Here is a 15,720-nt window from a genome sequence, read left to right on the forward strand (position 1 = left end):
GGCATGCTCCCGGAAAAGGGTTCCGGCGTAACGCGCATGCAGGATAAGGCTGGCGACACGCCAGCGGATAGAAGGTGGTGAGATGCTGGTTCTTCTCACGAGCGCCACGGCGACTTCCGGCCAGATCGATCGGAGACACTTTATGAAAGTTTGGGAAAAAGCGATCTTGACAGAACCCTCGCTCATAGAAGCGTGATCCACCGTCGAGATTTACTGGCTACGTCGCCCGCAGGAAATTCGGACACGACATGCATTTGAAAACTGACAACCGATCCCAATTGACACCGGGAGTCATATCAGCTCTTCATCGTAACGGACGTCCACCGTCTACTCCTTGCCGGTCTCCCGGCGCACAGCAATTTTGTTCTCGATGGTCGTGGCAGCCGCTAATTTCCGGCGGTCCAGTAGTAACAAAATTACTTGAACCAACGGGTGCATTAGGAGGCCCGACGGCACCACATGCCGCAATTTGACATAAAAGAAATCGCCATCGTTTGTTGTGTGGTCGGAATGGTTGGGTCTATTGCGTTTTTCGGGTATCCGGGACGACAGTTCAATGGGTTCCCGCCTGATTCGGAGCAACAGAAACGGCTATTCACGCTATACAACGGGTCCCGCTTGCTTCTCCTTGCCGAACGTTGCTCGGGCGTCGATGAGCGCCCACATCGGCCAATTCCTTCGTTACGCAATGCCTCGCGGGGGGGGAGATCGATATTTATATGTAATCCTTATTATCAAATCGCCTGTTTTTGGCGGCGACACGTAGGCTCGCCCGCTTGCGCTGCACCTCATTTCTGTCTCCAGGACGATTGGTCTCGTGGAAGCATGGTCTGCGGGTCATATACTGCGAGCTGATCGTCGGGTCCGAGCTCATCCACGTACAGGACAAGATTTACGCCATCCGGTGACAGGCGTGACCGAAACAGGATTCCCTTTCCGCCAGCTGCAATTACTTCGTCACCGATTATCCAGCTCGGCGGTTCGATGCGCTGGTTAAACCAGCAAGTGCGCCAGTCACAATAAAAATCCTCCCACATCTCAGACCAGATGCCACTCTGATACCCGCTGGTGAAATCCACGACCGGATCAAGCGTCATTCGATAACTGACGAGCGTGCCAGGAGGCATTAACGGAGAAACCTGCTGATACTCCAGCACGGCGGTGTTGACGTCGAGCGCGAGATACAAGGCGTTAAGCCCAATGCGGTTAGCGCGACCGCCATGCCGTCCGGCGCCGGCGCCGCTTGTCGGTGCAACCGCCCACTTCGGCACGTGCATACGATATGCCGTCACTTCGGAGAAGCTTTTCAGAATCATCCTGCCGCGCCTGCCTCGAACGATGAAACGTAGCGAAGCAGGTCGTCGGTGCGGCCGGCGGATACCAGCTGTTCTGCTGTCTTGTAATCAAAAACAGCCAATGGCTCGTTTCGATACCAGAAAAGCGCCTGGTTGACGTCACCCGAGATATCGGTCGCCGCCCGGATAACGCGAAGTGCTTCCCGCAAAAACCGCTGGACGCTCTCCGAGGCAGGCTGACGGCTCAGCGTATTGCGATGCACGTGCGCCTGCAGGGCGAGCGTTTGCAGGTCAATATGAAGAGCCTCGCCAAAGCGACGGGCAGACACGATTGGCGCAGCGCTGTCTGGATCGCGCAGCGACGCCATAAACTGTTCAAAGCTAACGCCGGCGTTCGGCCGTAGGACGGTTTCGGGGCTCATCGTGGAGGCTCCATGCACAATTTGTGCACAATAATAGCACAAAGGTGGCGAGGAATCAGGGCACGCCAGGCGAATCGATCACTCGCGGTCTAGCGGTGAGCAGGTCACAACGTGATGGTCAGCTTCATGACTATGTTGAACCCGCGATACACCGACCGCAGAGCGCGCGCCGGCATCAACTCGACCGAAATAGCCTCGATGGTCCCGGAGCGGTTCACCACATGTAGGCGCCAGTCCCTGGCGCTGCAACCGCTCGTGTCACAGATCTCGCGCGTGCACCGACCTGGTTCGGCCAATGAAAGCAAAATTCCTGCGAAAATCGGCTCGGGCCATTGATAGCAGCACGATTTTTCAGTTCTGCTGCCGCCAGAAATTCCGGGGATCAAACGTCATCGGCGAGGTCCCTGATCTCGAGCCTGAATTGCCAGCCTTCAAAGGCAGCGAGCATTCGCCCGAAGTCGTCCCAGCCGATTTCCCTGCCATCCACGACCACGACCGGAACGTCGCCGGGCCCTGCCGGATCGGATGAAATAAGTCCCCGCACGGTTTGGTCACGGATCTGAAACTCGCTGCCGTTGATTGCCAGATACTTGACTGCCAATGCGCGCCTCATTTTTTCAACGAGGCGGCCAAGCAGGGCCAGCACGTCATCTTCCGGTTTGCCGATGATCCGGGATTCATAACCGGCGCGGAATCCGTCCTGAATCTCGAAGGCATCAAGGACGAGCATGGTGCCCAGCAAACGCATCTGGAAATGGAACTGATGCGCGGCGCCGCCACAATCGATCATGCGGATGGGTTCCAGCCGCACGTTTTCGAAGTCGGTCACGCCGCTGCACTTTGCGACTTCGGCATTGAAACACTGGGTGCAAAGCAGGCGATAGCCTCCCTCGACAGAGCCGTAGTGGATTGCATCATACGAAGCAGTAGGCTGCGCACACTGTTCGCATCGGTCTTTTTTCATTTGACGCTCCGTGGCCGGCGGGTCGGCTTTCCGGCAAGGGGAACGAAAGCGATGCAGTTCACGAGGTTGGTTGCGGCCAGCATCACGTACCTGTCACTGTCCTCCGGGTCTATACGTTCGAGCCAGTCCGCCGTCCGTGCCCCTATGCCTGCCAGCAGATTCTGCTCAGGATGATTTCGCAGGTATTGCTGCATCAGGCGATCCTGCTGCGGCGGGCTCAGGTCTTCGCCCGGCCTGACGGTAGTCACGTAGATCCGCTGCTGCAATTCCTGATCGTCTTCCGTGATCAGCGGCCACGTCCGGCCCGACTCTTTCATCGCCTGAAAGCAGAGAAGCAGAAGCTCGATGGCGAACCCCGTCTTTTCCATCGAGACACCGAGCTTCGGAAGGACGAGAACGGAGCCGAGCATATGAGGCTGGGCAAGGAATATTTCGTCGGTCAAGGCCTCTTTCTGTTGGAGGTTCATAGCCTCGACGGCTCTCATGGCCCGTGCCACTGCGTCCAGAGAAATACGGGTCATTCGGATTTTCTCCCTCATGCTGGATGGCGATGACCGCGCGCGTGCCGGTGCCGCGGCAGTCGCCGGGGCCGGGAAGTTCGAGACGAATATGGAGGTCGAATGGTTCACGGCGACCGATGGAATGAGGATGCTCGACCATTGTGACAGAGACTGTCCGGGCTGCGGTGCCCGCCGCTTTCCCACGGCGAGTGCATGACGGCGGTCGTGCTCGCAGTGCAGATGGATGCCGGTCGTTGCGATCAACCGGTGCCGCAGGTTTTGCCGGATGAAGGGCAGGTCGGTGTCGCCGCCAGACCAGGCTCGTGGCCGACGATACCGATGGTGGCCCCCGCATCCGTGAAAGCGATCGGGTCACATGGCGTTCCTGAAAAAGCTCACCATAACGACGGTTGTCATCCATCAATACGCAACTAACTATCTAGCCCAGCGATGCAAACGTCCAACCCAAAACCGCCTGCAAGGGTGGATGACCTGAATCCTGGTCTGGGACTAATTTATCTCCGGCGATCGTGGCCCAGCGGCGGAAACCGAACGGTTTTTCGGTTGACGATTGCGCAGCCGCCGTCTCGCCGGATGGGCGCGCCGTGGTTTTCACGCTGTCGGTCCGCGGCCGCGTGGTCGAAGGCGCCGTTGCGCGTGACGCGCTCGAACCGCATTTCTGGCTGACGCGCGACGCCGACGCGGCGCGCACGCTCAGGCCATTCGGCTACGGCGCTCGCGCAGAGAACGCACCTTGCGCGGCCGGACGTGCAACGAGTCCGATAAAAGCACGACCGCTCAATTGTTGAGTCTTGGTATGTATGGCGAGGTGTTGCGTGATGGTGGCAAGCTCGAACGCATTCAGTTATCGGCGTCACAAGCTGTCTTCAGGAGGAAAAACAGCGGCTAGCCGTTGCGCATCGGAACTTGCTGTTTCTGTTGCGCAGAATCCGGCTGGAAGCCTTGAGCAGCCGTCGCCGGATGCCCGAAAAACGCAACACCTTAAAACATACCAGTTAAAACATACCAGTCCTGTTGATAATTTCTTTTATGTCAAATGCGATAAGGCATCCAATGCCATTGTTACGATTGCATGGATCGAACGGTATTTCGGTTGGTCCCATACTGCTTATCGGCGCAACAAGCATCAACTCCATCCTTCGAGCCTTAGTGTCGCCCGTACCAGGCGTTGCTCCTCCTGCTCAATTTCACGCAGGCTTTCGCACACGCCGTTGATGTGATCGGCAGCAGCCCGATACGCCTGCTCGGGTAGCTTTCCCGTCACGGCGTTGTAAAGACGCGCGTGCTGCCGGTCGATGAGCTTGCGATGAGGCTGACGATGGTAAAGGTTGTTCACCGACGCGAAAACTGAACTCAGCAGCAGTTCCGTCAGCGAACGCAGCGTGTGCACGAGCACCGGGTTATGCGACGCCTCGCAGATCGCCAGGTGAAACGCGTGATCGAGGCGGGCATGCGTGGCCGGGTCGGTTTCGGTATTGTGCGCGGCGAGCATTTCCTCGTAGCGGCGCGTGATCATCATGTAGTCGGCGGGCGTGCCGCGCAACGCGGCCAGACGCGCCGACTCGGCTTCGAGCATGCCGCGCACTTCGAACAGGTCGAAGAGCGTGCGCGGCTGCGAACCGAGCAGATGCATCAATGGCGATTGCGGTGGCTGCGCAGTCAGGTTCGCGACGAACGAACCCTTGCCGTGCGCCGTTTCGATGATGCCCCGCGCGCGCAGCAGCTTCAGCCCTTCGCGCAAAGCCGTTCTCGATACGCCGAGCTTGTCCGTCAGGCGACGCTCCGATGGCAGCGCCTGCCCCGACCTCAGCACGCCGTCGACGATCAGCCTTTCGATGCGCTCCGCGACCACATCGGCAATCTTGCGATCGAACTGTTTTGCGGGGTTTTCCGGGTCGGAAATCACTGGTATGACCACTTGTCGAACAGGTTCTGGATGCCGTCGATGATAGCGCCAATTCTCATTCCACGCCTGCTTCAGCGCAACCTGCATGCTTTCGTGGAAATCAAAAAACTGGTACGACCACTAGCCACGTCCATCGACAGGGCAATACGAAACGGGAACAATCGGCGGCAACACGGATAAGCGGCGCATGACACAGCACCCGCGCCCTCGGAGACACCCATGAGCTACGCGTACGACGAACGGATCGACGGCCCACTGCCCTCGCATGACAAGGCCGCGCTGGTCGCCGAGCTTCAGCGTCTCGTGCCCTCGATGCAACTGCTGCACGACAACGAAGATCTGCGCCCATTCGAATGCGACGGCCTCGCCGCGTATCGCACGACGCCGATGATGGTCGCGCTGCCCGATTCGATCGAGCAGGTGCAGGCGCTGCTGACATTCGCTGCTGCGCGTAAGGTGCCCGTCATCGCTCGCGGCGCGGGCACAGGTCTGTCGGGGGGCGCGCTGCCGCTCGAACAGGGCATCCTGCTCGTGATGGCGCGCTTCAATCGCATTCTGCACATCGACCCCGAAGCATCGCTTGCGCGCGTTCAGCCCGGCGTGCGCAATCTCGCGATCTCACAGGCGGCCGCGATTTACGGCCTCTACTATGCGCCCGATCCGTCGTCGCAGATCGCATGCTCCATCGGCGGCAATGTCGCCGAAAACGCGGGCGGCGTGCATTGCCTGAAATACGGGCTGACCGTGCACAACATCCTGAAGCTCGAAGTGCTGACCATTGACGGCGAGCGTCTGACGATCGGTTCCGAAGCGCTCGATTCGCCCGGCTTCGATCTGCTCGCGCTGTTGACGGGCTCAGAAGGCATGCTCGGTATCGTCGCGGAGGTCACGGTCAAGCTGTTGACGAAGCCGCAAAGCGCGAAGGTACTGCTCGCGCGCTTCGATGACATCGAAAAGGCTGGCGATGCCGTCGCGCAGATCATCGGCGCGGGCGTGATACCGGGCGGCCTCGAAATGATGGACAACCTCGCGATCCGCGCCGCTGAAGACTTCATCCACGCGGGCTATCCCGTCGATGCCGAAGCAATACTGCTGTGCGAACTGGATGGCGCGGAGTCCGACGTGCAGGAAGACTGCGATCGCGTCGGAGCGTTGCTGCGCGAAGCCGGCGCCATCGACATCCGTATTGCGAAGGACGAAGCCGAACGCCAGCGCTTCTGGGCGGGCCGCAAGAATGCGTTTCCTGCTGTGGGCCGCATCTCGCCAGACTACTACTGCATGGACGGTACGATTCCGCGCCGCGAACTCGCGCGTGTGCTGCGCGGCATCGCGGAGCTGTCGAACGCATATGGTCTGCGCGTGGCAAACGTCTTCCATGCGGGCGACGGCAACATGCATCCGCTGATTCTCTTCGACGCCAATGCGCCCGGCGAGATGGAACGCGCCGAAACGCTCGGCGCGAAGATTCTCGAACTGTGCGTCGCTGTCGGCGGCAGCATCACGGGCGAGCACGGCGTCGGACGCGAGAAGATCAATCAGATGTGCGTGCAGTTCAGCAGCGAAGAACTCACGCTGTTCCATTCGCTGAAGGCCGCCTTCGATCCCGACGGCCTGCTCAATCCCGGCAAGAACGTTCCCACGCTGCATCGCTGCGCGGAATTCGGCGCGATGCACATCCATCACGGCAAGTTGCCCTTTCCCGAGCTGGAGCGCTTCTGATGCGACGCGAATTCGATTCAACGGACGACAGCGCGCGCCTGATCGCGCAGGTTCAGCGCGCGATCGCGCGGCTCACGCCGTTGCGCATTCGCGGCAGCGACAGCAAGCGCTTGCTCGGCCGCGCCGTGTCAGGCGAAGAACTCGATACGCGCTCGCATCGCGGCATCGTCGCGTACGACCCGACCGAACTCGTGATCACTGCCCGCGCGGGAACGCCGCTCGTCGAACTGCACGCCGTGCTCGACGACGCCGACCAGATGTTGCCGTGTGAGCCGCCGCTTTTCGATGGCCACGGAACCGTGGGTGGCGCGGTGGCGACGGGACTGTCGGGACCGCGCCGCCCGTGGGCAGGCTCGATACGCGATCTAGTGCTCGGCTGCCGCGTGATTACGGGCGACGGCGATCATCTTCGCTTTGGCGGCCAGGTGATGAAGAACGTCGCGGGTTACGACATGTCGCGTCTGCTGGCAGGCAGTTTCGGTTCGCTCGGCGTGTTGACGGAAGTGTCGCTGAAGGTGCTGCCGAAGCCGCGCGAGCGCCGCAGCTTTGCGCTCACGCTCGGCGCCGACGAAGCGATGCGCGAGCTGTCGGCATGGCGCAAGGCCGCGCTGCCGGTGAGCGGCGCCTGTTATATCGACGGCAAGCTGCTTGTGCGGCTCGAAGGCGGCAGCGGCTCGGTGAAGTCGGCCGTGGACCGGATCGGCGGCGAAGAGATCGATTGCGCGTTCTGGGATGCATTGCGCGACCATCGGCTGCCGTTCTTTGCGGACACGCGTCCGCTGTGGCGCCTGTCGCTGCCGAACGCGACACCGTTGAAGCCCTTGCCGGGCGACGTGCTGATCGACTGGGCGGGCGCGCAGCGCTGGCTCAAGAGCGACGCGTCCGCTGCCGAAATCCGCCAGTTCGCGCATGCCGCAGGCGGACATGCGACCTGCTTCACGCCGTCGCCGGAACGCGAGCCGTTCCAGCCGCTCGCCGCACCGCTGCTGCGCTATCAGCGTCAACTGAAACGCCGCCTCGACCCGAATGGCGTATTGAATCCTGGCCGGCTGTACGCCGATCTCTGAAGCGAGCGTGCTCATGCAAACGAATCTCGACTCTCACGCGAAAGCCCTGCCCGATGCCGAGGAAGCGGAAAGCATCCTGCGTTCGTGCGTGCATTGCGGCTTCTGCAATGCGACCTGCCCGACGTATCAACTGCTCGGCAATGAACTCGACGGACCGCGCGGGCGCATTTATCTGATCAAGCAACTGCTCGAAGGCGGGCCCGTCAGCGACAAAACGCAATTGCATCTGGACCGCTGCCTCACGTGCCGCAATTGCGAAACGACCTGCCCCTCGGGCGTCACCTATCACCGGCTGCTCGATATCGGGCGCGCGGAACTCGAACGCCGCGTCGAGCGGCCCGTCGGTGAGCGGCTGACGCGCAAGGGCTTGTGCACGGTGATTCCACGTCCCGCTGTGTTCGGCGCGCTGCTCAAGACGGGGCGTGCTTTGCGGCCGTTGTTGCCTGCCAGCGTGCAGGCGAAGATTCCTGTACGCTCCGCCGTGCCCGCAAAACCGCGCCCTGTTCCACGTCACGCGCGGCGCGTATTGATGCTCGAAGGCTGCGTGCAGCCGTCGCTATCGCCGAACACGAACGCGGCGGCCGCGCGCGTGCTTGACCGACTCGGCATCAGCGTGACGCCGGCACGCGAGGCCGGCTGCTGCGGCGCGACCGACTATCACCTGAACGCACAGGATGCCGGACTCGATCGCGCGCGTCGCAATATCGATGCGTGGTGGCCCGCGATCGAAGCAGGTGCCGAAGCGATCGTGCAGACGGCGAGCGGCTGCGGCGCGTTCGTGAAGGAATACGGGCACCTTCTGCGCAACGATCCGTTTTACGTGGCGAAGGCGGCTCGCGTGAGCGCATTGGCGCGCGATCTCGCCGAAGTGCTGGCGGCCGAGCCGCTCGACGCCCTGCAGCCCGCCGACGATGCCATTGCGTTGCGCGTCGCATTTCACTGTCCCTGCACGCTGCAACATGCGCAGAAGCTCGGCGGCGCAGTCGAAAGCGTGCTGACGCGGCTCGGCTTCGATCTGTCCGCGGTGCCCGACGCGCATTTGTGCTGCGGCTCGGCGGGAACGTATTCGATCACGCAGCCTGAGATCTCACAGAAGTTGCGCGACCACAAGATGGCCGCGCTCGAAAGCGGACAGCCGGATATCATCGCGACAGCGAACATCGGTTGCCAGATGCATCTGGATGGCGCGGGCAGGACGCGCGTGCGTCACTGGATCGAGCTGGTCGAAGAAGCGCTGGAGGCCGCGAACGCCCAGGTCTTTGCACGGCCAAACGAAGCCGTTGCACCTGGTGCGTAACAACCCCGACTATTGAATCGATGAGAAACGGGCGCCTTCAACCATGCGTCGTCTTGATCTCCACTCACATTCCGACTATCCGCTGACAGGCTGGAGGCCAGGTCGTCGCAATGAGTGCCACGGCCCGAAAGTTCTGCCTTCGAGGCCGCCTCAGCGGCCTTTGAACGCTTACTCGCGCTTGTTAGACATGGCTTTCGACACCACGGCCGTTCCAGCGGCTCATAGCGCATAACGATGGCGGCACGCATTCGATTCATTTTATCTTCAGGTGCCAGTATTTTTTCGATGAGGAAACGCCCTATTTCTTCGCCGAGCGAGCTTCGGGTTGTGAATGTCGAGGTCGCAAAGTCGAGTCTCTCAGAGACCACTTTCAGACAAAGTTCTCGCACGGTAATGTCATTAGACCAACACCCGCGAGATTAACAATGTAAGACTCTATCCCCCGGCGAAAGCTCTACCAGGAAGTTGTAGATCGCTTGATGAACCGAATCCGGTCCGGCGAGATCGCCGCGGGTGCGCAATTGCCGTTCGAGCGCGAATTAATGGACTTCTACGGCGTGGGCCGCCCTGCTATACGCGAAGCGCTGTAGACTCTTGAACGGTCCGGCATCGTAGAGATCGTCCATGGCGAGCGAGCGCGGGTTGTCATTCCCACGGCAGAGCGATTGATATCTCAGGTCGCCGGCGGCGCAATGCATCTGATAAGAATGCAACCCGACACGCTCGAACACGTGAAGGACGCGCGAATTTTCCTGAAATCGGGGACAGCTCCGATGGCCGCCAGTAAGGCAACGGAATAGGACGCTGCCCGTTTGAGACTCGCGATCGCGAGGCAGCGAACTGCGACCGACAATAGGAAGAATTCGTCAAACGCGATATGGCCTTTCACCGTGAGATTGCGCGAATTAGCGGCAACCCGATTTATCCGGCGATCGTCGAATCGCTGTTTCGTTGGGCTGCGGATTACTACAGACCGGTGGTACGCGCACCCGGCGCCGAAGAACTGACGCTGGCCGAACATTCAAGCATTGTCGACGCCATCGAAAAAGGTGACGAAGAGGCCGCATCGCGGGCGATGCAGGCCCATCTGGGACGTGCAAGCAAGCTATACAGCGCCTTGAAAATGCGAGAATCGCTCGCGCTGCATGAAACACGTTGAACGTCGTTGTTGTATTGTTTCGAAACAGGTGTGCATCGGGCGCCAGGTAAGGGCCCCGAATTGCCGCGAGATGAACAAGCGCATCGATGCCACCCCAGCCAGCGTCGCGAAACGTCAGTGATTCGACCGTCTGGCCGTAGTCATTGAAGTCGACCTGCATGAAGCGGCACTCGCCACTCACCGGCCTGCTCATATCGAGGCTGACCACGTTGTAGCCATGCTGAATCAGCTCTCTGATCGTGGCGCGCCCGAGTTTCCCCGTCCCACCGGTCACGCCGATTCGTGTCATGGTCTTTTTATCTCCCAATGCGATTTGCTGCCTACGTTACGCTAGTACGTAGTCCGAGTCTCTGCGACCGTGCAATCGGTTACCTTCAAATTCCCATCATGTCGGCCAGCTTCGCCGGCTAACGCAGGCAGCTTGATGCTGTGTAAATGTCGTGAACGATCAGCCTCGCGCAGTAGCGACACGAGGCCTATCCGCCCTGCCTCGAGATTCCGCCAGCCCGGCCTAACCCCAGGGAGTACCGCTTTGGCTTACTCGAACCCGGAGATATTGTGAGGAACGTACGGCGCTTCCAGCTCTGCCACTTCGGCGTCGGTAAGCTCGACCTGTAATGCGGCAACGGCATCCGTCAGGTGGCTTTCCTTCGATGCTCCGACCAGCGTCGATGTCACGCCAGCGTGCCGGATTACCCATGCGAGTGCAACCTGGGAGCGCGGAATGGCGCGGCGTTCCGCGATTGCGGCGACCGCCTCCACCACTTTTCTGTCGGCCTGCTCGAAGAGTTCTTCGTAGAACTTCTTGCCCGGCTCGTCCGTCTCCGTGCGATAGCTCTTTTCACCCCAGCTTCGTGTGAGGCGGCCGCGCGCCAGTGGGCTCCATGGCGTGATGCCAATGTCTTCGGCGATGCACAGTGGAATCATCTCCCGCTCCTCTTCCCGGTTGAGCAGGTTCAGATGATTCTGCATGCTCACGGGCCGTGCCCATCGATGCAAATCGGCCGTGTAGATCATCTTTGCAAATTGCCATGCATACATCGAAGAAGCGCCGATATACCGAACCTTTCCCGCCTTGATGAGATCGTTCAGCGTTTCAAGGGTCTCCTCGATAGGTGTCGTGTAGTCCCACCGATGGATCATGTAGAGATCGACGTAGTCAGTACCCAGCCGCCGCAGGCTTTTGTCGATCTCGGACATGATTGCCTTCCGCGACAGACCGCCGATATTCGGAGCCTTGGACGACGGATAGTAGACTTTCGTTGCGATCACAACCTCGTCGCGGCGGGCAAAATCGCGGAGCGCCTTGCCGACGATTTCTTCTGACGTTCCATCCGAATAGCTGTTGGCCGTATCGAAAAAGTTAATGCCTTCCTCGATCGCGCGCTGAATCAAAGGTCTGCTCTTTTCCTCATCGAGCGTCCACGGGTGATTGCCCCGATCCGGGGCTCCATAGGTCATGCAGCCCAAGCACAACTGCGATACTTTCAGCCCTGTGCGGCCAAGACGTACGTAATCCATACAAAAATGTCCTGAGAATTTATCTGGGGCATAGCGCTCGCATCAGCAAACGCCATGTGACAAGTGGTTAATATTCTGTGTGTTCAGCGCCGGTCAGTCCGCCGGAATCAACTTTTCCGTTTGGAGTTCTGTCCAGAACTCTTCCGGAATCCGAGCGGTTAGGGACGCGATATTGGTTTCGACCTGGTTCCCGCTTAGCGCGCCGATAACCACAGATGTGACGGCCGGATGACGGTACACAAACTGAAGCGCCGCTGCCGGAAGCGTCACCCTATATCGTTCGCAAACCGACTCAAGCTTTCTCACGCGATCTAGCACTTCGTCGGGCGCAGCCTGGCAGTCGTAGGTCCGGGTCGCTGGATTACCCGCGCTGCCTTCAGCAAGAATGCCGGAATTGAAAACGCCAGCCGCAATGATGGAAATGCCGCGGCGCTCGCATTCAGGAAAGAACTCTTTCGCCGGCTCGTGATTGAGCAGCGAATATCTGCCGGCTACCATCGAACAGTCGAGTTTGAACTCGTCTGAAACCTTAAGGACAGACTCGGTTTCGTTGACACCAAGCCCGATCGCTTTCACCGCCCCACAGTTTCTGAGTTCGTCCAGTGCTCGAAAGCCGCCATCGCGCAGCTGGCCGAGGTAGATATCGTGTTTTTCACCGAACCAGACCCTTCCAATGTCGTGCACCAGAAGGATATCGATGTGATCGACGCCGAGACGCTGCTGGCTGTCCTCGAACGCTCGCATCACGCCGCTGTAAGAGTAGTCATACTCGTCGACGAAAGGCAGTGGATCGACCCAGTTGATTGCATAGCGCGACTCCGCCCTCTTCGCGCGGCTTGCCGGCTTGAGAACCCGGCCTACCTTCGTGCTCAACGTGACATCGCCGCGCAACTTGTGAGTTCGGAGTATGTGACCGAGTGTGTGTTCCGATCTGCCAAGTCCATAGAGAGGTGCCGTATCGAAATACCGGACTCCCCCGCGATACGCCGCTGTGATCACTTCCTCGAACTGCTCGAAGGAGACGGGCACGCCGCACCCGCCCAATGGCGATGTGCCGAGGCCGAGCGAAGTGACGGTCGCCTCTGTCCTGCCGAGCTTCCTTTGTTCCAGTACGTGCATCCTTGTGCTCCTCACATGTATGTTTATCTCGAAGAGAGTCGATTGCGGCGCGGTCGATGCTCGCCTGCGGCGCTCGCGCGCGAAGCAAGCTTGTGAGTCAGGAATGCATACGATCGATTAGGAGGCAGTTGCAGCTGTAACGGACGACTGGCTCCCTGCTCGTGTGTACTGCCCCGACACAGCGACAAGCTCTCATACTCATGTTAAGAAGCGTCTGGGCAGCGGGCAAGCGATTAGAAATCAGGGGAGAGTGAGAAAAATTAACACTCACCCCAGCCGCACTATTTTGCGCGGCGCGTAGCTGACGAGCCAGCGGGGTATCGCGCGCGTTGTGGCGCCGCGAGAGAAAGCGAGGCAGCCATCGGAACAATGCCGGCGAGAGCAAGCACTGCTCCGACCGCTCCCGTTGATGCCCAGCCGTACCCAGCGTCTACGGCGATCCCGCCCATCGCGGCGCCCACCGCGTTTGAAATGTTGAAAGCGCTGTGATTGAGCGACGAAGCGAAGGTCTGTGCCTTGCCTGCTACGTTCATCAACCTCGTCTGAAGGGCCGGCACCAGAGCGAAACCATTACCGACAAGGAACAGCACAATGAGCGAGGCCGGCTTGCTGGCGCTCGCGAACGTGAACAGGCCCAGGAACACGACATTCCAGATGAGCATCCCGAAGATGGATGGGATGAGGGCCCGATCCGCCAGCCTTCCCCCGATCAGATTCCCTGCGACCATTCCGAGTCCCCATAGCGCCAGTACCTCAGGCACGTTCTGTTGCGAAAACCCTGAGACGTGCGTGAGCGTCGGTGTGATGTATGTGTAGACCGCAAACATACCGCCGAATCCGACCGATGCGGTCAGAAGCGTGAGCCACACCATCGGCCTTGCGAGCGCTGATAGTTCCTGGAGTGGACTCGAATGACCAGTTGGCGTCAATTTCGGAATGACCACAATAACGAGAGTAGCCGTGAGTGCGCCCCCAATGGCAACGCTTGCGAATACGGCTCGCCATCCAACGTGATCGCCAACCCACGTTGCGGCAGGCACCCCGACCAGATTTGCGGCGGCGAGGCCGAGCATCACGTATCCGATGGCCGTTGCCCGCCTGTTCGCCGGAACCATCGCGGCTGCGGCGAGAGATGCAACACCATAGTAGGCACCATGCGGAAGCCCGGAAAGGAAGCGTGCAACCAGTAAGCTTCTAAAGTCCCACGCCAGAGCGCTCGCGGCATAACCGATTACGACGAGCGACAGTAACGCAACAAGTAGCGAGCGCCGCGACCATCGCGAGGCGAGCACCGCAATCACAGGGGAACCGATGACCACCCCCAAGGCGTATGAGCTGATGTAAGACCCCGCCGTCGGCAACGAGACGGCAGTGTCAGCCGACAGCCCCGGAAGCAGACTCATTGAGGCGAACTCACCCGTTCCGATGAACAGGCCTCCCAGCCCGAGAGCGGCAATCGCGAGCACGAGGCCATACGGGGCCGCGACAGGCGCGTCGGAACTTCCAGCTTGGCCCGAAGAATCCGGGCGCGTCGATTCTGGTCTGGTCTGAGCCGGCATCTGAAACCTACTCCCTATTCAACAATGAATATAGATCAATGATATGCCCGCAATACCCTCTTGCCGTTGAGGCTCTCCCTATGCTTCAATGAATTACACTCAGCGATATGGATGAAAAATGCCCGTACGTCCCATCGTCAAACTCTCCCGGGCCGACCTGACCGATCTGAATGCCTTTCGTTCTGTTGCCCGTCTACGCAGCTTTAGGCTCGCCGCCGTGGAGCTTGGCATCACGCCCTCGGCGCTCAGCCATGCGATCCGGAATCTCGAGACACGGCTTGGCGTAAGACTGTTGAACCGAACAAGTCGCGTAGTCACACCGACCGAGGCTGGAAACTCCCTTGCGCAGCGGCTCGACGTCGGCTTCCAGGAAATCACGGAAGCGCTGGAGGAAGTCAATGCATATCGGGATCGGCCAGTTGGCCGACTCCGTCTCACCGTATTGAGCGATGGCGCGCGTCTGCTCCTGTGCACGCTGCTGCCCAGGTTTTTGCAGAGCTATCCGGACGTCGATGTCGAAGTCGCCGTTGATGATCGTATGGTCGATATCGTCGCCGACGGTTACGACGCCGGAATCCGGTTTGGCGGTACGATTCCCGAGGACTATGTCGCTGTCCCGCTCGGCGCGCCCCTCAAATGGGTCGCAGTCGCATCACCGCGCTACCTTAACAACAGGCTCCCTGCGACGCGTCCAGAAGATCTGAAGACGCACTCCTGCATCCAGATCCGCACGGGACAGGGCGTAATCTACCGGTGGGAGTTCCGCAAAGGCGGTGACTACCGGGTTGTCGAAGTTCCTGGCAAGCTTTGTGTCAACGAGACAACCCTTGGTATCGAACTGGCATTGGCCGGCGCAGGCATCACTTACTGCCTCGAGGATCGTGTTCTGGAGCACCTCAGACGCGGCGACCTCCAGGTTGTCTTGCCCGACTGGGCCCCAGTAGAGCCAGCGTTTCATCTTTACTATTCGAGCCGTCGGCAAATGCCCCCCGGATTGCGCGAACTGATCAATCTCCTGCGCACGGGGCACGCAGACGATACCGATTCGGTCGACGGCGTCCGGTGGGACCCCGATACTTGACGGCCAGTATGCGGTTCCCTTGCTGTGAATGGTTGAACCGTGCTCAGTGGTGCGATGTCATTGGCTCAACATGAGGCCGCGCCTTCCTCG

Annotated in this window: 12 protein-coding genes and 2 pseudogenes; 6 read left to right on the plus strand and 8 right to left on the minus strand. The window is 59.9% G+C overall.

Translation table 11 applies throughout. The annotated features are described in order from the left end of the window. Positions 1-788: 788 nt before the first annotated feature. The 4 genes from B0G74_RS43820 to B0G74_RS43835 all read right to left on the minus strand — a co-directional run bounded on the left by B0G74_RS43820 (position 789) and on the right by B0G74_RS43835 (position 3,202). Positions 789-1,316: an RES family NAD+ phosphorylase gene (locus B0G74_RS43820; RefSeq protein ID WP_132384061.1), complete on the minus strand. Its 528-nt coding sequence runs from the start codon at positions 1,314-1,316 to the stop codon at positions 789-791. Continuing rightward, positions 1,313-1,717: a DUF2384 domain-containing protein gene (locus B0G74_RS43825; protein WP_132384063.1), complete on the minus strand. Its 405-nt coding sequence runs from the start codon at positions 1,715-1,717 to the stop codon at positions 1,313-1,315. Before B0G74_RS43825 ends, B0G74_RS43820 begins: the two co-directional genes overlap by 4 nt. A gap of 382 nt (positions 1,718-2,099) precedes the next feature. Continuing rightward, complete coding sequence (locus tag B0G74_RS43830; RefSeq protein WP_132384065.1) at positions 2,100-2,681, minus strand: hypothetical protein; 582 nt, start codon at positions 2,679-2,681, stop codon at positions 2,100-2,102. Beyond that, a complete protein-coding gene (locus B0G74_RS43835; RefSeq protein ID WP_132384067.1) occupies positions 2,678-3,202 on the minus strand; it encodes a hypothetical protein in 525 nt (174 codons plus the stop codon). Before B0G74_RS43835 ends, B0G74_RS43830 begins: the two co-directional genes overlap by 4 nt. Before the next feature lie 509 nt (positions 3,203-3,711). Here B0G74_RS43835 and B0G74_RS47275 point away from each other — a divergent pair. Next, a pseudogene (locus tag B0G74_RS47275) lies at positions 3,712-3,967 on the plus strand (hypothetical protein). A 361-nt stretch (positions 3,968-4,328) separates the two neighbouring features. On the opposite strand, the gene glcC reads toward B0G74_RS47275, so the two are convergent. Further along, a complete protein-coding gene (gene glcC, locus B0G74_RS43845; protein WP_243658596.1) occupies positions 4,329-5,195 on the minus strand; it encodes a transcriptional regulator GlcC in 867 nt (288 codons plus the stop codon). Positions 5,196-5,327: 132 nt separating this feature from the next. Here glcC and glcD point away from each other — a divergent pair, with 132 nt between their 5' ends. The 4 genes and pseudogenes from glcD (at position 5,328) to nanR (ending at position 10,350) form a co-directional block, all read left to right on the plus strand. Continuing rightward, a complete protein-coding gene (glcD, locus tag B0G74_RS43850; RefSeq protein WP_132384069.1) occupies positions 5,328-6,827 on the plus strand; it encodes a glycolate oxidase subunit GlcD in 1,500 nt (499 codons plus the stop codon). Further along, on the plus strand, positions 6,827-7,894 hold the full coding sequence (gene glcE, locus B0G74_RS43855; RefSeq protein WP_132384071.1) for a glycolate oxidase subunit GlcE: 1,068 nt from the start codon (positions 6,827-6,829) through the stop codon (positions 7,892-7,894). The genes glcD and glcE overlap by 1 nt, the downstream gene beginning before the upstream one ends. Before the next feature lie 13 nt (positions 7,895-7,907). Then, complete coding sequence (glcF, locus tag B0G74_RS43860; RefSeq protein WP_132384073.1) at positions 7,908-9,191, plus strand: glycolate oxidase subunit GlcF; 1,284 nt, start codon at positions 7,908-7,910, stop codon at positions 9,189-9,191. Between the two features lie 479 nt (positions 9,192-9,670). Then, positions 9,671-10,350 (plus strand): annotated as a pseudogene (nanR, locus tag B0G74_RS43865) (transcriptional regulator NanR). A 537-nt stretch (positions 10,351-10,887) separates the two neighbouring features. On the opposite strand, the gene B0G74_RS43875 reads toward nanR, so the two are convergent. The 3 genes from B0G74_RS43875 to B0G74_RS43885 form a co-directional block, all read right to left on the minus strand. Further along, on the minus strand, positions 10,888-11,871 hold the full coding sequence (locus tag B0G74_RS43875; protein ID WP_132384077.1) for an aldo/keto reductase: 984 nt from the start codon (positions 11,869-11,871) through the stop codon (positions 10,888-10,890). A 93-nt stretch (positions 11,872-11,964) separates the two neighbouring features. Continuing rightward, the gene (locus B0G74_RS43880; RefSeq protein ID WP_132384079.1) at positions 11,965-12,990 is read right to left on the minus strand and encodes an aldo/keto reductase; all 1,026 of its coding nucleotides are present in this window, start codon (positions 12,988-12,990) and stop codon (positions 11,965-11,967) included. A 281-nt stretch (positions 12,991-13,271) separates the two neighbouring features. Then, entirely contained in the window at positions 13,272-14,456 is a 1,185-nt protein-coding gene (locus tag B0G74_RS43885; RefSeq protein WP_243658597.1) for an MFS transporter, read from the minus strand. Between the two features lie 211 nt (positions 14,457-14,667). Here B0G74_RS43885 and B0G74_RS43890 point away from each other — a divergent pair, with 211 nt between their 5' ends. Beyond that, the gene (locus B0G74_RS43890; RefSeq protein ID WP_132384083.1) at positions 14,668-15,630 is read left to right on the plus strand and encodes a LysR family transcriptional regulator; all 963 of its coding nucleotides are present in this window, start codon (positions 14,668-14,670) and stop codon (positions 15,628-15,630) included. The last annotated feature ends 90 nt before the right edge of the window (positions 15,631-15,720 follow it).

Origin of the sequence: Paraburkholderia sp. BL9I2N2, from assembly GCF_004339745.1 — a bacterium.
Classification (GTDB): domain Bacteria; phylum Pseudomonadota; class Gammaproteobacteria; order Burkholderiales; family Burkholderiaceae; genus Paraburkholderia.